This is a genomic window from Chitinophaga terrae (ex Kim and Jung 2007) (assembly GCF_900107795.1).
Lineage (GTDB): Bacteria > Bacteroidota > Bacteroidia > Chitinophagales > Chitinophagaceae > Chitinophaga > Chitinophaga terrae.
This window is the reverse complement of sequence record NZ_FNRL01000012.1, coordinates 25,261-48,661: the sequence shown is the minus strand read 5'-3', so window position 1 is coordinate 48,661 and position 23,401 is coordinate 25,261. Positions and strand designations below refer to the sequence as shown.

The 23,401-nt window shown below is 48.5% G+C and carries 16 protein-coding genes; 8 read left to right on the top strand and 8 right to left on the bottom strand.

Going from position 1 to position 23,401, the window contains the following annotated elements; genetic code table 11:
• Positions 1 to 35 precede the first annotated feature (35 nt).
• Positions 36 to 506, top strand: coding sequence for a hypothetical protein (locus tag BLV62_RS14240; protein WP_089762632.1), 471 nt, complete (start codon positions 36 to 38; stop codon positions 504 to 506).
• An 81-nt stretch (positions 507 to 587) separates the two neighbouring features.
• Here BLV62_RS14240 and BLV62_RS14235 read toward each other — a convergent pair whose 3' ends face one another.
• Together BLV62_RS14235 and BLV62_RS14230 are read right to left on the bottom strand one after the other, a co-directional pair.
• A complete protein-coding gene (locus tag BLV62_RS14235; RefSeq protein ID WP_089762631.1) occupies positions 588 to 3,068 on the bottom strand; it encodes a YfhO family protein in 2,481 nt (826 codons plus the stop codon).
• 18 nt (positions 3,069 to 3,086) lie between these two features.
• Positions 3,087 to 3,695 carry a hypothetical protein gene (locus BLV62_RS14230; protein WP_089762630.1) on the bottom strand — a complete coding sequence of 203 codons (609 nt, stop codon included), beginning with the start codon at positions 3,693 to 3,695 and terminating at the stop codon, positions 3,087 to 3,089.
• A gap of 81 nt (positions 3,696 to 3,776) precedes the next feature.
• Between BLV62_RS14230 and BLV62_RS14225 the strand changes: the two genes are divergently transcribed.
• The 4 genes from BLV62_RS14225 (at position 3,777) to BLV62_RS14210 (ending at position 8,636) form a co-directional block, all read left to right on the top strand.
• Positions 3,777 to 5,822, top strand: a complete 2,046-nt coding sequence (locus BLV62_RS14225; protein ID WP_089762629.1) for a TonB-dependent receptor — start codon at positions 3,777 to 3,779, stop codon at positions 5,820 to 5,822.
• A gap of 222 nt (positions 5,823 to 6,044) precedes the next feature.
• Positions 6,045 to 6,839, top strand: a complete 795-nt coding sequence (locus BLV62_RS14220; RefSeq protein ID WP_089762628.1) for an MlaE family ABC transporter permease — start codon at positions 6,045 to 6,047, stop codon at positions 6,837 to 6,839.
• A gap of 3 nt (positions 6,840 to 6,842) precedes the next feature.
• On the top strand, positions 6,843 to 7,616 hold the full coding sequence (locus BLV62_RS14215; RefSeq protein ID WP_089762627.1) for an ABC transporter ATP-binding protein: 774 nt from the start codon (positions 6,843 to 6,845) through the stop codon (positions 7,614 to 7,616).
• A 3-nt stretch (positions 7,617 to 7,619) separates the two neighbouring features.
• Positions 7,620 to 8,636: an MlaD family protein gene (locus tag BLV62_RS14210; RefSeq protein ID WP_089762626.1), complete on the top strand. Its 1,017-nt coding sequence runs from the start codon at positions 7,620 to 7,622 to the stop codon at positions 8,634 to 8,636.
• Positions 8,637 to 8,976: 340 nt separating this feature from the next.
• Here BLV62_RS14210 and BLV62_RS14205 read toward each other — a convergent pair whose 3' ends face one another.
• The 6 genes from BLV62_RS14205 to BLV62_RS14180 form a co-directional block, all read right to left on the bottom strand.
• Positions 8,977 to 10,170 carry a DUF4998 domain-containing protein gene (locus tag BLV62_RS14205; protein WP_139170167.1) on the bottom strand — a complete coding sequence of 398 codons (1,194 nt, stop codon included), beginning with the start codon at positions 10,168 to 10,170 and terminating at the stop codon, positions 8,977 to 8,979.
• Positions 10,171 to 10,193: 23 nt separating this feature from the next.
• The gene (locus tag BLV62_RS14200; protein ID WP_168927857.1) at positions 10,194 to 11,348 is read right to left on the bottom strand and encodes a DUF5000 domain-containing lipoprotein; all 1,155 of its coding nucleotides are present in this window, start codon (positions 11,346 to 11,348) and stop codon (positions 10,194 to 10,196) included.
• A gap of 24 nt (positions 11,349 to 11,372) precedes the next feature.
• On the bottom strand, positions 11,373 to 13,229 hold the full coding sequence (locus BLV62_RS14195; RefSeq protein WP_089762623.1) for a RagB/SusD family nutrient uptake outer membrane protein: 1,857 nt from the start codon (positions 13,227 to 13,229) through the stop codon (positions 11,373 to 11,375).
• Between the two features lie 18 nt (positions 13,230 to 13,247).
• Positions 13,248 to 16,634 carry a SusC/RagA family TonB-linked outer membrane protein gene (locus BLV62_RS14190; RefSeq protein WP_089762622.1) on the bottom strand — a complete coding sequence of 1,129 codons (3,387 nt, stop codon included), beginning with the start codon at positions 16,632 to 16,634 and terminating at the stop codon, positions 13,248 to 13,250.
• Between the two features lie 216 nt (positions 16,635 to 16,850).
• Positions 16,851 to 17,993, bottom strand: coding sequence for a FecR family protein (locus BLV62_RS14185; protein WP_089762621.1), 1,143 nt, complete (start codon positions 17,991 to 17,993; stop codon positions 16,851 to 16,853).
• Positions 17,994 to 18,065: 72 nt separating this feature from the next.
• The gene (locus BLV62_RS14180) at positions 18,066 to 18,647 is read right to left on the bottom strand and encodes an RNA polymerase sigma factor (RefSeq protein WP_089762620.1); all 582 of its coding nucleotides are present in this window, start codon (positions 18,645 to 18,647) and stop codon (positions 18,066 to 18,068) included.
• Between the two features lie 230 nt (positions 18,648 to 18,877).
• Here BLV62_RS14180 and BLV62_RS14175 point away from each other — a divergent pair, with 230 nt between their 5' ends.
• The 3 genes from BLV62_RS14175 (at position 18,878) to BLV62_RS14165 (ending at position 23,367) form a co-directional block, all read left to right on the top strand.
• Positions 18,878 to 20,026, top strand: a complete 1,149-nt coding sequence (locus BLV62_RS14175; RefSeq protein WP_211117776.1) for a putative sensor domain DACNV-containing protein — start codon at positions 18,878 to 18,880, stop codon at positions 20,024 to 20,026.
• 3 nt (positions 20,027 to 20,029) lie between these two features.
• Entirely contained in the window at positions 20,030 to 20,635 is a 606-nt protein-coding gene (locus BLV62_RS14170) for a pseudouridine synthase (protein WP_225889591.1), read from the top strand.
• Positions 20,636 to 20,901: 266 nt separating this feature from the next.
• Positions 20,902 to 23,367 (top strand): glutaminase family protein, encoded by a 2,466-nt coding sequence (locus BLV62_RS14165; RefSeq protein WP_089762618.1) that lies wholly within the window; start codon positions 20,902 to 20,904, stop codon positions 23,365 to 23,367.
• The last annotated feature ends 34 nt before the right edge of the window (positions 23,368 to 23,401 follow it).

The following is a 23,401-nucleotide window of genomic DNA, read 5'->3' as shown; positions in this document are numbered from 1 at the left end:
ATGCCTCTTATAAATTCCTACAAATCTATCCTGCAATGAACGAAAAATTAACCTGCTTGTTAATTGACCCGGATAATGACCGGCGTAACCAATTTTACATGGCGTTAGATCTGCTGGGAAATAGTAAAGCATGTATCTGCCACAACAATGTTCAGTCAGCTATCCAATACCTGCAAGAACATCCCGAACTACAACCCGACTACATCTTCATGGATGCCCCGGCCAATGGGTCAACCCTTGTTCCATCCTTCCCCGAAGCTTTGAACATCAGAAGTTTGCAAACAACTCCAATTGTCTGGTATTCAACTTCTTATCTTGCATCGAGTGAAGCGGCGCTTAAATTGGAAGGCTTTACAACCGGTTTAACCAAACAGTCGAACCTGCTCCAATTAAAAGCACAGTTGAAGAATCTGTTCGCACAGGATTTCAGCATAGAAATCCCCGAAAGCAAACCAAAACTGCGACTGGTGAAATACGAGCCGGCTTACAGTATCGCAAAGGCCTGATCTTTTTTAGTGATCATAGTGAATAAAACTAAAGGAGCGGAGATCAATCTCCGCTCTCTGCTATCTTTTGCGTCCTCTCTTTTAAAGTTCTTTCCTGTATATACTCAAGTATATACTCAAGGCAAACCCGGCAACTACCAGCACCATTATGCCCACTGAAGCCACGCTGCTGATCCGCCTTCCAATCCAGAACGCTTTTGGTTCAAACTTGAAAATGATCTCATGTTCGCCAGCCGGGATCTTCAGCCCCCGCAACGCATAGTTCACCCTGATGATCGGCGTTTCTTTACCATCAATATAAGCTTTCCAGCCAGCCGGGTAATAGATGTCCGAAAACACTCCCAGGCCTTCCCGCACGTTCTCTGATTTAAACGCCAGGTCGTTGAGGCTATATTTAGTTAGAGTGATCTTCGAAGCGCTATCGGCATACGGTGTAAGACCTGCGACCTGCGGTTTAAATCGCTGGTCGATCACCGCTGTATCGGCAGGATTGAAGTGATCCAGCGCATTCATTTCGCTTTCTGCATCCGGCGCCCATTGTATCGCTTTTACAAACCAGGCGTTCCCTAATGCACCAGGATTGCGCTGGGCAACAGGTTGGCCCGTCTGGTTATCAGGCACAATAAAATACCTGGTGTTCAGCATATTCAGGACCGCTATGTTATTCCTCGAAAGCTGGCGCTCTATCAGGTCTTCGTATATCCATAGTTTAGCGGGGCTCTGGCCCCCGATGGATTTATGGAAGTAAGAAGTATTGGCATCCAGGAACGGGTTGGTGGTCAGGTTCAATACCCGGTAATACGGGTCTTTATCCTGCAGGATCTGCTGGTCGGCCGCCGATGGACTCGTGTAGTTGCTAAGCTGCTGATCTTCTGTAAAGTGATCTTCGCTCATATACTGTTTGCCGATGGAAAAGAGATCGATGACCGTTACCAAGGTAATGATTACCAATGCGTAAGTAGTGTTCAGTTTACCTTTTAATGCAAACCATACCGGCATAATTGCCAGTACAAGGAAGAAGAGCGCTCTTACGCCATCCTGCATCAGGGCGCTGGCCCTGTCTTGCCGTAATGCGCCCAATAATCGCGCTGCATTGATCTCCCCGCCCAGCATCTGCGCATAACGGTTAACAAATGCAGTATCGCCCGGCCCTGAAAAGCGGAACAATACCCCGCCACCAAAGGCCAGCAAGGCAATCAATCCTACGGTCACGTATGCAGCGATTTTCAGGTGCTGTGTTAAAAATGTTTTATCCTTCTCTCCATAGATCAGTGTTTGTAAAGCCATCACCGCCAGCGTTACCATAGTGAGCTGCGGGATCACCAACGCCATGGTAGGCGTTCTGAATTTGTTATAAAAAGGAAGATGATAGAAGAGGAAGTTGTTCAACCCCGGCAGGTTGTATCCCCAGCTTAACACGATGCCTGTCAGTGTTGCTGCCAGGAGCCACCACTTGTGCCAGCTGTCTACAATGAACAGTCCCAGTATGAACAGGAAACAGATCACCACCCCTATGTACACCGGTCCGGAAGTGAAGGGAAGGCCAGCCCAGTACAATGGCCAGCGCCCGTTGGTCACCGCATTTTCTGCCTGCGCCTGCGGAACGCCGATAGCTACCAGTTCTTTATAAACATGCGAAGAGGCAGATAACTTCTCGCCGGTTGATCCGCCTACCAGGTGAGGCAATAACATGGTGAATGTTTCTCCCTTACCATAACTCCACTGGAAAGCATAATTAATATCCAGCCCGCTGCTCACGTTCGCAGTTTTCTTATGCGTGAGCTCCGACTGGCTTCCACGGATGGTATAAGGCGTATATTCTTTCATCACCAGCAAATTATCCATAGCCGGAACAGCCGCCAGAGCGCCTGCCGCCGCCAGCAAAACAGAAGCGATGGCAAACCGTTTCAGCTCCTTCGTTTTGTAGGCATTGATCAGTGCTGCAACAAAGAAACAGATGGCAATAATGAAAGTATAATAAGTGATCTGCGGATGGTTGTTATAGATCAGCAAGGCAGCCGACAGCAGTGTGAGCGTACCGCCAATAAGGTATTTACCGCGATAGGTCAATACAATACCGGCCAGCACAGGCGCCATATACGCCATTGCCATCACCTTCGTTATATGCCCCGCATCAATGCTGGTGATGGTAAACGTAGCCAGCCCGTAAGCCGCCCCTCCTAAGATCCGTATCCAGTATTGGCACCGCAATACACAGCAAAGCACATACATGCCAATCATCAGCAGGTAGAACATATTCACCGGGTTGGGAAGGAACAACGCCATGGCTTTATTAAGGGCGCCAAGGTAGTTGGCATTTGGCCCTGTATAAAATACATAGGTGGGCATTCCGCCGAACATGCTGTTGCTCCACAAAGGAAGATCGCCGGTCTTTTCGTAATAATCCAGCGCTTCTTTCTGCATCCCTTTAAAGTGCATCATGTCCGATTGAAAAAGGGATTTGCCTTCCAGTACAGGACTGCAAAAAGTGAATGCGAGTGCGACAAAGATCAGGACAGCAAGCAGGTGAGGGATTAAAGATTTATACCAAACAGGCTTCATAAAATATTGGTTTTGAAATTAGTTTGATGGCAGGTTAACAGGCGCCTCTTTAAGTTCAAATGTTTCCGAAACATCTGTTTCCTGGTAAAACAGGCTATCATTTCTCAGGTAAACTTTTCCCTCCAGTTCTTTCATAGATAACGCATCTCCACCGGTTGGCACCAGGAAGGAAGGGAACAATGGGTTCCATTTATTTGCAGCGAAGGTCCAGGTGGTCAGCGTATAGGTATTGCCGTTCATCGGCGCCTGGTACACGCTGAACTCAGGTTTCCCATCTTTATTCAGATCACCTTCCCCTATGAGCAGGGCTTCGCAGCAGCCGATATTGATGGAAGGAATTTCGTTGTTCGAGAACTCCACCGCATATTCGTCCGGCGTTCCGTCTTCTACCGGGTTGCCTTGTCCTTCTTTCACCTTCTTTACAAATGCATATTCCATCACCCCATCCCCGTTGAAATCGCCGCCCAGGGTATCCGGACCAGTGTAAACCGGCGCTGCTGGTTTCAACGTTGCAGGTTCCCCGACAGGAGCGGGTGTGAAGGCCACTGAATCTTTGGCCGTTGTGTCAGTTGAGGGAGTATGACAACTCATTATCAATCCCCCGATCAGTAACAATCTGTTTTTCATGTTAATCATCTCGAAGGGCGTAAATATAGGGGTTTAATTGTATCTCTTCCGGTTGATACAAATTATTTCTATCTTTCTGGCATGAGAAAACAACAGACAGGCTTAATGATAGGAGCATGGATGATGACGGCTGTTGCGGCAAGCGCGCAACAGGATACATCGCAGCTGCTGAAAGAAGTGGTGGTACAGTCGTACTATTCAAGGGCTTCCCTGCAACGGGTACCCACTGCCGTAAGTATATTAAAAGCAGCTGACCTGCAGCTGCACCAGGGGCCTTCTTTATTGCCTGCCCTCAACACGGTTACAGGTGTGAGGATGGAAGAACGTTCTCCGGGCAGCTACCGGCTGTCGATCCGCGGAAGCCTGCTGCGTTCTCCGTTTGGGATCAGGAATGTGAGGATATATGCCGACGATATTCCGTTGACGGATGCAAGTGGAAATACTTATTTAAACCTGGTAGACCAGGACGCGGTCAATGGCGTCGAGATCCTGAAAGGCCCTGACGACAGCATGTTCGGAGCCAATTCAGGAGGTATCGTACGCCTGTCGTTAGCGCCTTTGCCGGCAGATACGCATCACCTGCAGTTGAACCTGCAAGGCGGCAGCTACGGACTTTTTCATGGAAGCATAGGCTACCAGCAGCAATGGAAAAATTACCAGCTGCAGGTATTCCAGGGGTACCAGAGAGCTGATGGTTATCGACAGAACACCAACATGAAACGTTCCTATACGCAAACGACCCAACGTTGGGAATACAAACCGGGATATGCGTTGAAGTTACTGGCCTTCTATTCGGATCTTTCGTACCTGACCCCCGGCGGACTTACCCAGGCACAGGCCCAGGCAGATCCGCGGCAGGCCAGGCCCGGCACGCCGGCTATCCCCGGCGCCCTTACACAAAAAGCCGGTATCTATAATAAAACCTTCCAGGGCGGACTGGTACACGAAGCGCAATTCAATCCCCGTTTAAAACATGTTCTTGCCGTTTTCGGCCAGACTACCCACTTCGAAAATCCTTTCATCACCAAGTATGAAGTAAGAGACGAAAATACAGTGGGGCTGCGAACCTACCTGCAATGGGAGAATGATCCGCGCCGCAACAGCGCCATTCAATGGAAATGGCTGAACGGACTGGAATGGCAGCAAACCACCACCGACGCTATTGAATACGGAAATAAGAAAGGAGTAAGGGATACCATCCAGCGGGCTTATAAAGTAGCCGCCGATCAGCATTTCTTTTTTACCCGCTTCCAGGCCATGGCAGGGGGATTTACCTTTGAAGCTGCAACCAGCGTCAATTATTTCAGCTATAAATACCGTAATAGTCTGCAGCCCGACAACAAGTTTAATGTACAACTGATGCCAAGGGTTTCTGTATCCTACCTGTTCACGCCGGAACTGACAGGGCGGCTTACCGTTAGCAGGGGCTATTCTCCGCCTACCACTGAAGAAATTTCCGCCGTTGCCAGCCGGAACCTGGAGCCTGAAAATGGATGGAATTATGAAGCCGGGTTAAGGGCAAATACCAACAACGGCAGGGCAGGACTGGACCTGGCGGTATTCTATTACCGGATGCACCAGGCCATTGTAAGGCGAGTGGACGCCGGGGGGAATGATTATTATGTGAATGCCGGAGGAGTGAAACAGAAAGGAATTGAAGCCCAGGGATATTTCTGGTTGTTGCGCCCCGGTACCCATGGTTTGATCAGGGGATTGAAATGGATGGAATCTTATACCTACAGCGATTTCCTGTTTGATGATTATATTATGGGGCAGAAAGATTATTCGGGCAACCGGGTGACCGGCGTGCCTAAAACCATCCTGGTGAGCAGCCTGCATGGGTTATTGCCTGCGAAGCTTTCCCTGTATGTGCAGCATACCTATACCAGCCGTTTGCCGCTGGAAGATGGAAATACCGTGTTTGCCGGCAGTTATCACCTGCTGCAGGCGAATATACAGTGGCAGCTGCCATTGAATATGCGTTTCCCCGTTTCAGTGTATGCGGGAGCGTATAATCTCCTGAATGCTTCGTATAGCCTGGGAAATGACCTGAATGCCGTTGGGAACAGGTTTTACAACCCCGCGCCGGGACGGAACTATGTTGGCGGATTAACGATGCGACTTTGATTCAGTGAAACGGGGAAGTATTTAAACGTTCTGAGAATACATCTCCACTGCGCTGGAAATATCATAAATAAAATAACTAGAGAGGTTGACTGGCATACGCTGGTCGACCTCCTTTGTTTTAGAGGTTTACAGGGCTCATCAGCAGAATTATGATTTTACCTGCCCGTAATATTTAACAAAAGCGGCACAGATTTGTAATTAGTGTAAGCATATGCACGAAAGATGAGTTCAACCAACGGAAAATCGGATAAACCAATAATAAACGGGAAAATTGACAGGTTTTTCCTCAACTTCTACAACATTTTCGACTTCATTCGCCGCCTGGTGAGGGAGGCGGTACGGCCCCCGATCGAATGGGGGGAGTTTATCCGTCAGTGTTACCAGGTAGGGTATAAGTCGTTGGCGTTAGTAACAGTAACCGGTTTTATTACAGGAGTGGTATTTACCGAGCAATCGCGTCCGACCTTGTCGGAATTTGGAGTTACTGCCTGGTTGCCTTCACTGGTGGCCATTGCGGTGGTAAGAGCCCTTGCGCCATTGATCGCCGCGCTGATATGCGCGGGTAAAGTAGGTTCCAGCATCGGGGCGGAACTGGCGTCTATGAAAGTTACCGAGCAGATAGACGCCATGGAAGTTTCTGCCATTAACCCTTTCCGTTACCTGGTTGTAACAAGGGTGATAGCCATGACAGTTTGCCTGCCCATTCTTATGTTCTACAACGCGCTGATTGGTTGCATGGGATCGTATTTCGACGTTCATGCACATGAACAAACCAGCCTGGTAGCGTTTTTTGACAATGCCTTCGCACAAATAACATTTCTCGATTATACGACAGCGTTAACCAAATCCATCGTTTATGGATTTACTATTGGCGTAGTAAGCTGTTACCAGGGGTTTAACGCCACGCAGGGAACTTTGGGAGTAGGTAAAGCGGCCAATATTTCTGTAGTAGTTTCTATGTTCCTCATCTTTATCGAAGAAGTGATCATTGTGCACATCTTTAATTCAATCCGCTAGGTTATGGCAGAAGGTACGCATTATATAGACAAGAACGAGGAAGTGATCAAAATACGGGGGCTTTATAAATCCTTCGGCGATAAACATGTGCTGCGGGGAGTAGACCTGGACCTGTTCAAAGGCGAAAACCTCGCGGTGCTTGGAAGATCCGGAACCGGTAAGTCGGTGCTTATCAAGATCATTATCGGGTTATTGCAACCCGACGCCGGATCGGTAATCGTATTGGGAGAAGATGTTAACCAGTTAAGCTACCCGGCCTTAAGGGCATTGCGCCTGAAAGTGGGCTTTTCTTTCCAGAGCAGCGCTTTATATGATAGTATGACAGTAGGCGAGAACCTGGCTTTCCCGTTGAGAAGGAATAACAGGAGCATGACTAAAAGCCAGATATCCAAAACCGTTAATACAGTACTGGAAGCAATCGGTTTGCCGGAAACCATTAACCAGTTACCGGCCGAGTTGTCGGGAGGTCAGAAGAAGAGGATTGGGATAGGAAGAACGCTGATCCTGCGACCTGAGATCATGTTGTATGATGAACCTACATCGGGTCTTGATCCTATTACCAGTACTGAATTGAATAACCTTATCGTGAATGTAAGAGAAAGATTTAATACCAGCTCCATCGTGATCACCCACGATCTCACCTGTGCCAAAGCGGTGGCCGACCGGGTGGCGGTAATGGAAGAAGGGAAGTTCCTTAAGATAGGCACGTTTGATGAAGTGTTCAGTACGCAGGAAGGACTGATCAAGAGTTTTTACGATTACAACTTTACACAATAAGTTATGGAAGAAACAGGAAAAAGACGAGCAGTAATAGTAGGCATCTTTGTATTTCTGGGCCTGGTCATTTTTATAGCGGCTGTTTTTATGATGGGAAAAAAGCAGCAGCTTTTCACCAATAACGTGAATGTGACAGCCGTATTCAAAGATGTAAAAGGTCTCGCCGTAGGCAGGAACGTACAGTATTCCGGCGTTAAAGTAGGAACTGTAAAAAAGATCCGTTTCCTGCAGGCCAACCAGATCGAGGTTGACATGGTGATAGACAAAGCTTCCAGCCAGTACCTGCATAAAGACGTGGTAGCAACAATCAGCTCCGAAGGACTGATGGGAAATAAAATGGTAATGCTAACCGGCGGAACAGTCCAGATGCCGGTCATCGAAGACGGCGATCACCTGACCGTTGGCAGTGGCCTGAGCACAGACGAGATCATGTCTACCCTCCAAACCAATAACAAAAGCCTCGTCGATATCACCGACAACCTGAAGATCATTACCAAAAGAATGGTTGATGGAGAAGGCTCTATGGGTAAATTATTGAAAGATGAAGCGGTATACGATGATCTCAGCCGCGCCGTTGCAGGCCTGAAAGTTACCGTAGGCAATACCCAACGCCTCACGGAAGCCCTGGCCTCTTACGCTTCACAGCTGCATAGGAAGGGCTCCCTGGCCAACGACCTGGTTACAGATACCGTCATCTTCTCCAACCTCCGCACCGCCTCGCAGGATATGAACCTCGCAGCACAACGCGCCAACGATGCCGTCAGCCAATTGCAGGACGCCAGCGTCGGCATCAAAGAGGGCCTGCAAGACGAACGCGCAGTAGCGGGAATGATATTGCATGATACCCTCTTCGCGGATGCGCTGAAGGCAACCATCCTAAACCTGGAATCCAGTACGGAAAAACTGGATACCAATATGCTGGCCCTCCGGAATAACTTCCTCTTCCGGGGCTATTTCCGCAAACAAGCCAAAAAAGAACGCAAGGAACAAAAGGCCCGCGAAAAAGCCTTGCATAAATAGCACGCAGAGGCGCAGAGGGAGGCAAAGAGGCAAAGATTTTTTTAAGAATAATAAGTAAGCAGAGAGGCAAAGAGTTTTTAAGAAATAATAAGTAAGCAAAGGTTTTTTAAGAAATAATAAAAAAGCAAAGAATCGAAAAGCATGTTATATACATAGTCTTCGATTCTTGGCTTTTTAAAAATCGGTATGATCAAAAATCCTTTCCTTTCTGTCTCCTTACTATTCTTAAAAAAAACTCTTTACTATCTTATTATTCTTAAAAACTCTTTGCCTCTCTGCTTACTTATTATTCTTAAAAAAATCTTTGCCTCTTTGCCTCCCTCTGCCCCTCTGCGTGAAACTAGCGGTCTTTGATTAGAGAGACTTTGTTCACGCGGATAGTTTGCTCGGCGGGGTTAGTGAAGGTGCCCGTGAAGCCCACCGTGATCTTGGTTTCGGCTGATAGCGTGAAGGCTGCCGATATTTGTTTGTTGCTATTGTTCACTATCCTGGCGGCGCCTAATGCGGTGCTCACGCTTTCGACATCCGGTAATTGATCTCCGGCCGCAACGAGGAGCCAGGTGTTTTCCAGTGTTCCGTCGATGTTGGAAACATCCGCTTCGAATTTATACTCGCCGGCTGGCAGGGTGAAGGTCTGGTATATTTTTCCATTAGTGATGGTGCCGTTATCCCAGATCCAGAGCGTGAGGCGGCCCTGGCCCCCGATGTTGTCGTAGGTGCCGTTTTTGCCGGCTTCGCTGTTGAACTGCCAGTCTTTAAGCTGCCCGAAGCGATCGCCGTGCGATTGGTTATCGTCCCTGATAAATGGATTGCCGGCATTACGTATATACTTCTCTGTTATATCCGCCCGCACGTATTTTTTATCGTAGCTTGTAAAGAAAGTATCTATAGCCAGCGTATCCGGCAGGTAACGGGTACGGTATTCAAATGGTTGCATGGCATTGTAGTCGGGCAGTATGGTTACCTGTCCTGTTCCCTGCGCTTTGATAATGGTATCATGCAGCTTGCCGTCGGAGGTGGTATACCTGATCTGCATGCCAACAATACCGCCGGTTGTATCTATATCGGCCCAGGAGATCTCCGCCTGCGTGCCTTTTAGCTCCGCCCCTGCGATGGCTCTTGTAAGCAGGGCGTCTTCATACAGGCTGCCATATACAAAACCGGTAGCTTCTGTTTTTACCGAGATATTGTTGTCTACATCGTAGTTAAATACCTCGAATGTATACGCTCTTTCTTCCAGGTTTTCAATAAAGCAGCGGATGGTGTCTACTCCTTCACCCCGTTTGATAGGCAGGTTTAGGGAGTCGCGGTGATTGTTCCAATAGATCAGGGAACGATTGATCTTTGGGTCTGCGATTAAAAGCCATGAGAGCTGTACCCGGTTCCTGCCAGGGTGAACCTGTAGGGAATCCGCTTTTCCCGTATACCGTATTTCGCCGTTGCCCAGGTATTTCTTATAGTCGTCTTGTTTCCTGCAGGCAAGCGCCAGGAGCAGAACACATACCAGGCAGGCATATTTATATAAAGATTGCATAATGGAATTTTTGATGATGAACACTATTGATCATTTCCCCAGAACTTCATTTCCTGGATATTGGCAGCGTAACCGCCGTCGGTCCACGTACGAAGTATTTTCACTCTTATATACCTGACCTTTGGAGCGCTCAACGGCACGTCCATTTGTTCGCCGGCTGCTGCGGCGTCTTTATCGGCCTGGTTTACCTGGCCAACAGGCAGGCCGGATGGCTTGATAACAGTATGCTCAACGAGTTTGGTCCAGCTGCCCCAGCTGCCATCGGAAGCCGGATTGGTAGAACCCCAGATCTCGAATTTGCGGACGTTGTTCTGGAGGTAGATCCACTCGTTAGGGCGTTGCCATAAGGCTATGCGGCTGAGCTGCGCCGTTACTCCCAGGTCGAAGGTGATCCACATCGGCATGCCATCCAGTTTATCGGCCGAGTGCCATAAGGTGCCGTTCCAGAGGTTAGGAATAGGCAATCCCCAGCCATAGTCTACATCGCCGGGCAGTTTAACTTCCCTGAACTTGTTCTTGTCCAGCAGTTTTTCGTATAGGGGTGTAAGTTCTAACTGGAGGGTATCCGATTGGTTGCCCCAACGGTCGCGGACATAGAAACCAAACTTGCGTTTTTCCGCCGCATAACCTCTTACTGCATAGCTTTCTTTTTCCAGTTTCGTGTAACGGACATCCGCAGGGCCGTAAATACCCGAAGAGTCGTTGGTGAGTGTAACGATGGCTATATCGGCCTTGGCGTCGTTGGCGTAGGAGATGTTCACTCCCCCGAAATCGGCCCTGATCTTCAGCGAGCGGGCAACGTTGAGCACGGGCGGCGCCAGCGGTTTTACGGTGGCGGCAACGCCTTCCGACTGTTTTTCATTACGGGTAACGGCATACAGGGTGATAACATGTTCGGCTGTATCTCCGAACCCGTCGGCTACCAGGTAGTTGTTATAGTAAGAAGATCGTACTTCTCTTTTCTCCCCATTCCTGATAGTATATTCTGCTTTTACATACAATACGTCTTTATTATCAGGAAGGGTGTAAACCAGTTTGGCAGCGCCGGGAAGATTGGTAACGCTGATGTTCTTCACCACATCCGGTTGTTCGCCGGTAGTGTTCACCGGTTTATGTTCTTCTTTTGTACAACCGGCCAGCAGCAGGAAAGTATATAAAATGAATGAACGTGTTTTCATGTGCATAGTGTTAATGTTGAAAAATTACCAGCCTGGATTCTGAACGAGTTTCGGGTTGTTCATCAGGTCCTGGGAACTGATAGGCCACAGGTAATTGCGGGTCTGGAAACTCTGACGCGCCCTTGTCCTGATACGGTAATAGAAGTTAGGATCTGACTGGTCGATATCCCATCCGGTCACCGGCTTGTTCAGCTCTTCCATGCAGCGTTTCCAGCGGCGCAGGTCCCAGAATCTTGATCCTTCCATTGCCAGTTCTATCATCCTTTCCTGTTGTATGATCTGGCGAAGACCTTCTTTGGTAGATGGTTTGCCAGGATTCTTCGAATACTGCGACCACGAAGCCTGTACGCCTTTCAACCCGGCCCGGTCCCTTACTTTATCTATATAAACAAAAACCTCGGGCGTAGGACCGTTCTGCTCATTCAGGGCTTCTGAATAGAGCAGGTAAAGATCGGCCAGCCTGATCTCCGGCCAGGGGTAAGATTCTACATAAATACTCTGTCCTTCCTGGATCACGTATTTCCAGTTAATCACCTTTTTAGCGAAATAGCCGGTTACATTGTTATCATAGATATTTTTACGGGTCTGCCATTGCCCGGCTTTGGATTCTATATGATAAGTGCCGTTCTGCATATACCACATAGCGCCGTCAAACGCCAGGTCGGCATAGAAGCGTGGCTCCCGGTTGAAATGCAGGGATGCGGTGGTATATCCTTCATAGATCAGTTCACCTTCTGCTTTGGTGGCTGTTCTGAGCTTCAGGCGGCCATTGTAATCCCAGGTTTTATCCTCTGTGATAGGCACTCCTTTATCTGTATAGAACAGTTCGGCGATCTTCATAGTAGGGGCTACGGCGCCCAGGCTGATCTCATTGCCGATCCTGGCCGGGTCGAGCCTTGGCATGGCCTGTCGCTGCAGTTCATAGGTCCTGGTATTGGGATTGTTCCAGATCACTTCTGCATTCCATTCTTCACACATGGCATTCCTGATGCTCATCTGCCGGGTTAGTGTATCCGATAACGTTACTCCCAGCTGGTTGAATTTGTATAAAGTGATACCGTTCTTTTCACAGACCTCTATTGCTGCTTTACAGGCTTCTGCTGCTAATTTCCATTTATTCGCATCAAAGGCGGCGGTGAACAGCGGTTTGCCGTCGTAGTTCACGAAACCGGAGTAGTCGGAATTGCCGTTGAAGAGCGGGCTGGCGGCTGTTGCCAATACCCGCGCTTTGATGGCCAGCGCAATAGGCTTGGTGATGCGGCCCAGTTCTGTAGCCTTGTCGGCAATGAACTCCGGAAGGTCGGCGGCCGCTGTATCCATCAGGTGAGAAATATAATTGAATACAGTATCTACATGCTCGCGTGGTACCTGCGCCTCTTCTGCTGTGCTGGAAATAGGCAGGTTCTTTGAAATGATAGGTATAGGGCCGTACATCTGCACTAACAGGAAATGGTAATAGGCTTTCAGGAATTTAACTTCCGCTGTCCAGCGGTCTTTCTCCGATTGTGTCATATCCACTACTTTATGGATATTATCGATGAAGATGTTGCAATCCCTCAATGCGGCGAAGTAGGTATTCCACCTGGACATATAGATATTATTGGCGCTCATGAAGCCCAGCGCGATCTGCCAGGGTTCTTCACTGGTGCTGTATGGGCGTTCCATCCAGAATTCATCGCCTGCCAGCAGGGCGGGGTTGGACGACAGGTCGCCATTTAATGGCAGGTAAGAGTAGCAGGTGAAAAGATATTTCATTGCCTCCTGCCGCATGGTAAAGGCATTGTCGATAGTGGCTACGTTGTCCGGGATCACATCCAGGAATTTTTTACAACTGCTGAAGCCAACCGCAGAAATGATCAGTATATAAAGTAAGCGTTTCATTGTTAGATGTATTAATTGTTAGAAACCCAGGTTAACTCCCATATTCACTACTCTTTGTACCGGGTAGCCGAGGCCGTTACCGCCCATCTCAACATCCCAGGTTTTGAACTTGCTGATCACAAAGAGATTAAAGGCATTAGCGTATACCCTCAGGTTGGTGATACGGAACCTGTCCAACAAGTGTTTCGGAAGACTATAACCCAGTTCAACGGTTTTCAGGCGAAGGAAGTCGCCGCTCCGCATCCACCAGGTGGAAGTCTGGTTATTGTTATTTACAAAATAATCGCTCAATCGTGGCCAGAAAGCATAGAGGTTCCTGTTGCTTTCGCTCCAGTGATCGTCTGCAATCGCCTGCAGCAATCCATGTTGTCCGCCTCCGTTTGCAACAAAAGGCGAGATCTCATAAGACGAGATAAAGAAAGACGACCTGGCAGAGCCCTGGAAGAAACAGCTCAGGTCAAAGTTTTTATAACCCAGTGAAATACCGAACCCATAAACGATTTCGGGGGTGGTTGGCAAACCAATAGGCACCATATCTGCATCGGTGATCTTGCCATCGCCATTTACATCATGGTATTTAATATCGCCGCCCATTACCTGCTGGCCCCAGTTCTGGTTGGCCGAGTTGGCAACTTCTCTATCGTCAACGAATAAACGCTCTGCTATATACCCGAAAGTCTGCGAAAGAGGTTGACCAACCCTGGAACGGTAGGCTTCAGGATACTTCGGCTCTTCGTTTACCAGCAATTTGCTGGTAGCATAGGTGAAGTTACCCCTGAACTGCACAAAGGCGCTGTTCTTAAACGCTTTCGTATAGTCGACGGCGATATCTACCCCTTTACCGGCCGCTTCGCCTACGTTGGCCTGGATAGGAGAGCTGAGGCCCATCGTAGTTGGGATAGTGCTGCGGGTCATGAGGATGTTTTTCCTGTGCTCGTAATAGAAATCGGCCTGCACATTCAACCCGTTAAACATTCCTACTTCCAGGCCCAGGTTGGTTTTATAGGATTTTTCCCAGGTAATGTCCCTGTTCTCATACCTGTTTACAAATATCCCTGGCTTACTGAAGCTGTATCTTTCTCCAAACGTGGCGCCCCGGTTGCCGGCATTCATGTTTACATCAGAAAGATAGAAGAACCTGTCTTCGTCCCTTCCTATCTGGTCGTTACCCACAAGTCCATAAGTAGCGCGGACTTTCAGCTTATCGATCTTCCTGATAATAGGTTTGAAGAAGTCTTCGTTATGAATATTCCACGCAATACCGGCAGAAGGAAAGAACCCGTAACGGTGGTTGCTGGCAAAACGTTCAGACCCATTGTAACCGAAATTGAACTCGGCCAGGTAGCGGGTATCGTAATCATAAGTAAAACGGCCGCTGATGCCCTGGTTGCGGTGAGGGAGCGACAACTGCAGCGTTCCCGCGTTAGCGGTGAGGTAGTTCCTGAAAATACCGATAAGCATTCCTGAAACATTGTGCACTTTGTTGAACTGTTGTCCATAGTTTACGGCCGCTTCCAGGTAAGAGGTAGTGTTCAGTACCTTGTTGCCCGGCGAATAGTTCAGGTATTCGGTACCATTGTTATTAAGAGAAGTAAGTTTCGGTTCTTTGGTGTACATGTCGTAGTTGAGGGAATAGTAATACGGCATGTAAGACCTGCTTACATCGAAGTAAGAATATCTTTCCGTATACCCCATGGCCCGGGCGCTGAGGCCTGGCAGCAGGAATTTCAGGTCTTGCTTTAACTCTACCTGCACCAGCAGGGTAGAACTGTTATATTGCTGGTACCCGCTCACCGAATTGGCATAGGGGTTATTCAGCAGGTTTCCGCCGTCGCCGGGTACAGAGCTGGCTCCGGGCCTGATAGCGCTGCCAAAAAGAGGGTGTTGTAACTGAGGTGCAAAGCTGGATGGATAAATGGCCGGAAATTTTACGGGGTTGGCCCAGATGGTTTGGCTGAAAAGGGATTGCCCGCCGCCAATAGGCCCGTTGTAATCATCGAACTGGCCGTAGGTCCTTACAATGGCAAGGGTAGTAGGAGTGAAGTTAATGTTGACGTTCGACCTGAGAGAATAATTTTTCAGTTTGATATTGCTGTTGAAATTATTCCGTTTGTCGATGTTCAGGATGCCGTTGTCTACGTTATACGTTCCGGCAATATAGTATTGGGCGATCTTGCCTCCACCTTTAACGTTGAAGTTAGTACGTTGATTGTTGGTGTAGTCTTTAATGAGGAGTTTTATCCAGTCGTTGTTGGGATAAAGCAGGGGATCGTCGCCTGCGGCTGTATGATCGATCTTGGACTGGGAATACTCGGTGATGCCCAGCGGGTTTCTTGTAAGTACCGCTTCATTGGCCAGTTTCATGTAGGTGATGTTATCTGCGAACTTAAAGTTGCGGGTGTTGGTAGATAACGAATTCTCGAACCTTACATTGAAAGTTGTGGGCGCTTCAACGCCTGATTTGGTGCTGACCAGTACCACGCCGTTTGCGCCGCGGGCGCCGTACAGAGAGGAAGCGGTGGCGTCTTTCAGGATAGAGAAACCGGCAATATCGTCGGGTTGCAGGCGGGCCAGGTCGTTGGTGCTCGACTCCATACCATCGATGAGGATGAGCGGATCTACCTTTCCTGTGCCGAAGGTAGTGATACCGCGGATGAAGAAGCTGGCATTGTCTTTACCCGGTTCCCCGCTTCGCTGGTAGGAGATTACCCCGGCCAGGCGTCCGGCCAGCATGGTGGTAAGGTTACTGGTTGGCCCTTTCAGCTCCTTGGGATTGATGCTGGTAACGGCGCTGACCATGCTTGTTTTCTTCTGGGTACCGTAGGCTACTACCACCACTTCGCTCACATCGGAGGTTTTGGGGTGCATAACAACCTTCAGCGGTTTATCATTTTTCACCTGCACTACCACAGGGTCCATACCCACCATGGTGAACTGGATGCTGTCTCCTATATTGACTTCTATGGTGAAAACGCCTACATCGTCTGTTATTGCATTGCCGCGTCCTGTTTTATTAACGATGGTTACGCCAACGATAGGATTGCCGTTGCTTTCGGTTACCTGTCCTTTTATTTTCATCCTCACGCTTTCGGGAACGGAAGACGCGATCACCGTTTTCTTTTTGATGATGATATTCTTTTTAACGATGACATAAGTAAGAGGCTGATCTTTGAAAATATCGTCCAGCACTTTTTCCAGGGGAGCGGCGTCGGTAGAGTAATTCACCGGCCTGGCCTTTTCTACCATTTGTATGTCAAATACAAACTGGTAGCTGGTTTGCTGTTTGATAGACTTGATCACCTCTATGAGGGGTAAACCTTTCGCGTGCAGGGTTACCTGGTTGTCGTTATTGGCTGCCTTCAGCTGGAAGACAGCGGAAATAAGCAGTAGTAAAGTCAGCTTCATAACGAGAATTGTTTTTGATTTGAAATGGACATGCCGGTGCCGCTGCCGGACTAAGCGAGTCTGCATCATAAATGGAATTCATGTTTGTTTCGTAGGGGACAGGCATAGAGCTGCCCGGAGCATATTGCGTGCTCAGTGCGTCATGTCTGCCAACGAGGTGAATGTTTTAGTTTTTAACTGATTTGGTTGATCTGTACCCTGTTTGTATCATCTAGCTCAGGGACTTACTGTTATGGTTTTATCTGTTATTGAAAAATGGATATCTCCTGTCATTTCCAGTTGGTGTAATATTTCTTCCAACGAGTCTTTCCTGCTGAAAGAGGCCTCGTAGGACCTTGATGTAACTGTTCCGACATAAACTACTTTAAAGTCGTACCATCGCGCCAGTTCGCGCATGATCACCTGTATGTTATCATTGAACCTGAACTTGCCTTCTTTCCAGGCAGTTGTTGTTTCGATATCGGGTTTCCGTATCCTGATCTGGTCGCCGTCTGATATGGCAGCCTGTTCACCTGGCTGCAATCGTTTTATATTATGGCCGTTGTCTACATTCACGGCGCCCTGCAGGAGGGTGGTGTATTCCTGTTCCTCTTCCTGGTAGGCTTTGATGTTGAATTGTGTGCCCAGTACAACCACCTTGCTTTTGGGAGTAGTTACAATGAATGGTTGTTTGGCATTGGCGGCTATTTCGAAATACGCCTCTCCGTTTACCATTACTTCCCGGTATTCGCCTGAAAAAGAGGTGGGGAAACGCAGGGAGGAAGTGGCGTTTAGCCATACTTTAGAACCATCGGGCAATACAAGCTTGTAGGTACCTCCTTTATCGGTGATCAGGGTGTTGATGGTAGGAGTGGCGTTGGCTGACTGGTCATAGGCCAGTTGGTTGCCTGTTTTGCTGACGGCCAGCCCCTGTTGCACGGTAATGCTGTCGTCTGTTTTTTTACCCAGGTCAATTACTTCTCCTGATCCGATTATCAGCCGGGCATTGGAACTGGAATCTTTTACCTGGATAGACGCTACCGGTTTAAAGGCGGGCGGGCGTTGCTTCGTTACCCACCAGGCGATCAGCAGAACGCTGGCTGCGCTGCCTATCCACCAGGCAGACTTTACGATCATCGACCTGTAGCTTCGTTTAGCCGGTACAGTGGTACTCATGATGGTCTCCAGTATGCGCATGGCCGGTTCGTCTGGCATTCTCTCAGTTCTTTCTTCTTCAGATAACAGCTCTTCCAGTAATGCGTTCAGCTCCTCGTCGTGTTCCGACTGGTTCAGCAACAACAGGAACTCCTGGCGTTCTTCCCAGGTACAGGACTGGGAATAGTAGCGTTTAAACAGATACCGGAAGCGGGATATCGTCATTTGACTAACGTGGTTTATTAAAGGAGACAATGAAACCGGAAAAATGGGTTAGTTGCTACCCAAAATTTTTTTTCAATAAAAGAAACATAATAAAATAATGAAAGTATTCAGGTCCATATGCGTTAGGCAGAAAGCCCTGATGCTACGCATGGCATGGGCCAGGTGTACTTTGATGGTTTCCGGGGAAAGCTGCAGCTTTTCAGCGATCTCCTGGCGTTTAAGTCCTTCTTCCTTACTCAATTTATATATCAGTTCCTGTTGAGGAGGCAATTGGGAGATAGCCGTCTGCAGGATCTCCTCGTATTGTTTGTAAACTGTTATATGGTCTGAGAATTCAGGGATATGGCTGGCAAGATCCGACTCCATGGCTTGCTCTTTTGCTAATTTCTTTAATGCATTGAAGATATGGTTGCGTGTAACAGTAAATAGATAGGCTTTAAAATGTTCGATGGCATTCAGTTCTTTCTTCTTCAGCCATAGTTTCAGAAATACGTCCTGTACAATGTCTTCAGCGCCGGACGGAGTACCTAAGAGTTTTAAGGCAATAGCGTAGATGCGATGACGGTAGTGATGGAATACAGTGGCAAAAGCCTGGTCGTCGCCTGCCGCAAGGTTTTGCAATAACAGTCTTTCATTATAATTGGTCACTTCCATACGCGTGGTTACAAGTGTTAGAAAATTAGTGTATTCGGCACAATTGTATTACCGGTAAATTCACTACCCTTAATAGTATTTTCGCTTATTTTGTCAACTATGTGGATGAAACTTATAATTTTGAGAAAGAAGGGCTGTCGGACTCATTGTAAAATGACTTAATTTAGCAGGAGGGGACTGCCTTAGGGTTAATTTAGTATACCCCATTTTAAAAGTTAGCTAACAGATTTATGGATATAATACATGAGCCCACCTACCAGGCTGCTGTAAAAGTGGCGCCGATAGTAGAGAGCCATTTTATGAAGCACCTGTCAATTGCCCGGGAGAACGGGGAAGATGACCTGGCAGTGGTGCCAAATGCAAGGCAGGTGGAGAAGATCATAGACGTTGCATTTTGGGCCAGTTTAAGAAAAGAAGAAGGAATACCTATCCGCATATCACTCGCTTTCCTGCCGCCGTCGCAGGCCGGGAAGCCGCTCCTGTTCGAAAAACCTATCCGCCTCACCCCGCAGTTGCTCACCAAGCTGGCGCCGGGAGTGGAAAGGGCAGGGATCCATATAGGCGTATGGCATGAGGGAGACGACCTGTACGTTTGGGGAACCACCATCAGACTGCCTAATCTCTGTTTTGTGCTGGATGTTTCCGAACCCGGGCTGCTGGTAGTAAAACACCGCAGGGCCGCGGGTCTCGGTAAATTCACCAACGTGGCGGTGCTGAGGGGCGACCAGGTAAAGATCGTGAATGAAGAGAGCGGGTTGCTGCCTGATAGTCCTTTGATCCTGCAATCGCTGCTGGGCGTAAGCACTTCCTGCATATGGAATAATGGCGTGAACGTATTGATCCAGATAGCGGTATCCATGCGGGCTCATAAAAGGGGCGGTATCCTTTTGGTAACTCCCAGTCATTCCGATGCCTGGAAAAACTCTATCATCCACCCACTACAATATCCTATCCATCCCGCCTTTTCGGGCGTGGCCGACCTGCTGAAGTTCGACGGTAAAAGCGTAACGGAGATATACTGGCAGAATGCGTTAAAAAGGGAGGTTGAAAATATCACCGGGCTTACAGCGGTGGACGGGGCTACTATCATCAACGACCGGCAGGAACTACTGGCATTCGGCGCCAAGATCACCCGTGCCCGCGATGCAGCCGTTATAGAGCAGGTAGCGCTGTCGGAACCGGTGGAAGGGGGCGACCCGGTATTGATCCATCCTTCCGCGATCGGGGGAACCAGGCATTTGTCGGCTGCCCAGTTTGTGCACGACCAACGCAACTGCATAGCCCTGGTGGCCTCCCAGGATGGTTATTTTACTGTATTCTCCTGGTCGGAACAACGACAGCTGGTACAGGCTCACAGGATCGATGTATTGTTGTTATAAGAAGTGAAACACCGGTATTTTATCATTAATAAGCCTCCGGGTATGGTATCGCAATTTGTTAGCTCAGTACCCGTCAGGCTCCTCGGCGACCTGGATTTCGAGTTCCCGGAAGGCACGCATGCCATCGGGCGGCTCGACAGCGACTCGGAAGGGTTGCTCATCCTTACCACCAATAAAGAGGTAACGCAATTGCTGTTTTGTGGCGGGAAGCCGCATACCCGAACCTACCTGGTACGGGTGAAAGGCCGTATGACGGCGAACACGCTGAAGCGCTTGCAAACAGGCGTGCCTATACGAATCAGCGGCGATGATTATTATATTGCCAAACCAGCCCATGTCGAAATCGTGGAGCGGCCAGCCACCCTGCCCGACAGGCCGGGTGAATTGCCCATAGATGCGCCGCAGACCTGGTTGCTGATAACGTTGACCGAGGGGAAATATCACCAGGTGAGGAAGATGGTGGGAGCGCTGAAGCACAGGTGCCAGCGGCTGATCCGCGTATCCATTGAAAACCTGGCCCTGGAAGGGCTGCAGCCGGGAGAAGTAAGAGAATTGAATGAGCATGTTTTCTTCCAACAACTCAACATACTATATCCCACGAAAAATTAATATAGATTTCGTGTAAAAGTGTATTTTTGCGATCCCTGCATCAAAATGATTGACCTTATTTTAAGGTACACGCAGATCTGAAACGTACTGAAAAGGCTTCTCAGGGCCTCCAAGGCGGACTAGGGTCTGCGTTTTTGTTTTCCAATTCTATTTTATATCTCCCCTTAAGATTATTATATTTTGATGAGCGGTTATGAAGGGTAGTATAAGAAGTTTACTTTTAGAAAACGTAATTTATACACTTAATTGTAATATAAATTCCCTTTATGAGGAGATTAGTTACCACCTTAGGCATCCTGGGTATCTGTTCAGGAGCCATGGCACAGCAGAAAGCGCCTGCCTACCCGTTGATCACACACGATCCGTATTTCAGTATCTGGTCGAACACCGATGCGCTGAACAGCAGCACCACTACTCACTGGACCGGCGCCAAACAATCGCTGGTTGGCCTGGTTAAAGTAGATGGAGTGACCTACCAGGTATTAGGGCAGAATGAAGACAACTACAAGGCTATACTTCCCACATCAGACGAAAGCAGTTACCGGGTTAAGTACACAGAAACAGCGCCCTCCGGCGAATGGACAGCGCCCGGCTTCAATGATAAAGGCTGGAAAACGGGTAAAGCCCCGTTTACAGACGAAGACAATGCTGATGGTACCCAATGGAAAAGCCGCGATCTCTGGACCCGCAGAACATTCGACCTGGCAGATCCGGCTGCCGACCTGCTCCTGAAAATAGGGCATGATGATAACGTAGTTGTTTACCTGAACGGGGAGCAGATCTACAGGCATAAAGGATGGCATAATGATCCGCGTTTCATTCCTATCCCGGCATCTGCAAAAAGTAAATTGAAACAGAAAGGGAACGTGTTGGCAATACATATCGAAAACACCGCCGGCGGCGCTTTCCTGGATGCAGGGATTGCCGTAAAGGAGCCGGCAGTGAACCTGGCCCAAAAGGCGGAACAGAAGAGCGTAGAGGTTAACGCCACCCAAACGAAGTATAACTTCACCGCAGGAAAAGTGGATGTGAGCCTTACTTTCACTTCTCCTTTATTAATGGACGACCTGAACCTGCTTTCCCGCCCGGTTTCCTACATCTCTTATAAGGTTGCAGCAAACGATAATGCTTCGCACCAGGTGGAAGTATATTTTGGTGCATCAACGAATATTTGTGTGAACGTACCAAGCCAGGAAGTAGCGGCTTCCAGGTATACCAATGGCGCTTTGTCTGTATTGAAAGCAGGAAGCGTTGAACAACCGGTGTTGAAGAAGAAAGGCGATAACCTGCGCATCGACTGGGGTTATATGTATGTAGCCGCCCCATCTTCTTCCAAACCTAATCAGTATATTTCAACAGCCGAAGGAGCAGAAGATGCTTTCATAAACGGCAAAGCCGCTCCCGCAGCCGGCAAAAAACAGTTGATGCTGGCAACAGCTGTAAACCTGGGCGCTGTGAACAGCACGCCTAAAGAACAACTGTTCTTATTAGGATATGACGACCTGTACGCGTTGCAATATTTCCATACTAACTTAAAAGCCTGGTGGAAGAATGATGCCAGTCAAACCATCGATAAACAACTGAATGCAGCCTATAATGATTACGGCAGCATCCTGGCCAGGTGCACAGCCTTCAACCGGCAGCTGCATGCAGATGCGGTAGCAGCGGGAGGGGAGACTTACGCAGCGCTTTGCGAACTGGCTTATCGCCAGGCTATCTCAGCACACAAACTGGCTAAGAGTCCGCAGGGTGAGATCTTGTTCCTCTCTAAAGAAAACTTCAGCAATGGTTGTATCAATACCGTAGATGTAACTTATCCATCTGCCCCGTTATTTTTAATATACAACCCCGACCTGTTGAAAGGCATGATGAACGGCATCTTCTATTTCTCTGAAAGCGGCAAATTCAAGGAGCCTTATGCGGCGCACGACCTGGGCACCTATCCATTAGCCAACGGCCAGGTATATGGAGAAGGAATGCCGGTAGAAGAATCAGGCAACATGCTGGTGCTGGCAGGCGCCATAGCACGCGCAGAAGGCAATGCCGAATATGCAAAGAAACATTGGGCTACACTCACCACCTGGGCCGAATACCTGATGAAAGAAGGCTTTGATCCGGCCAACCAGTTATGTACCGACGACTTTGCCGGTCATCTTGCCCGCAATACCAACCTTTCGCTGAAAGCCATTGCCGGTATTCGTTCTTATGCTATGCTGGCGCGCATGCAGGGTTTAACCACGGTTGCAGATAAATATGAAGCCGCAGCCAAAGAGATGGCCGGCAACTGGGTGAAACTGGCAGATGACGGCGATCACTTTGCCCTGGCGTTTGAAAGCCGCAACACCTGGAGCCAGAAATACAACATGGTTTGGGACAAGGTTTTAAACTTCAATCTTTTCTCGCCCGACGTTTATAAGAAAGAGATCAAATACTATCTCACCAAACAACAGGAATTCGGCTTGCCACTCGACAGTCGCAAGACCTACACTAAATCCGACTGGATTATGTGGACAGCTGTACTCGCCGATAACAGGCAGGATTTTGACGCGTTGGTGAACCCGCTCCAGCGCTATGTAACAGGTACGCCTACACGTGTTCCGTTAAGTGACTGGCATGAAACTACTAATGGCAAGATGGTGGGTTTCCAGGCCAGGAGTGTGGTTGGCGGTTATTTTATGAAGTTGTTGCAGGCGAAGTTTAATCCGTCGCCGGCGGTAACTCAGCAGAAATAATTGAAAATGAATTTGGAAGAGAAAGTAAATTGTT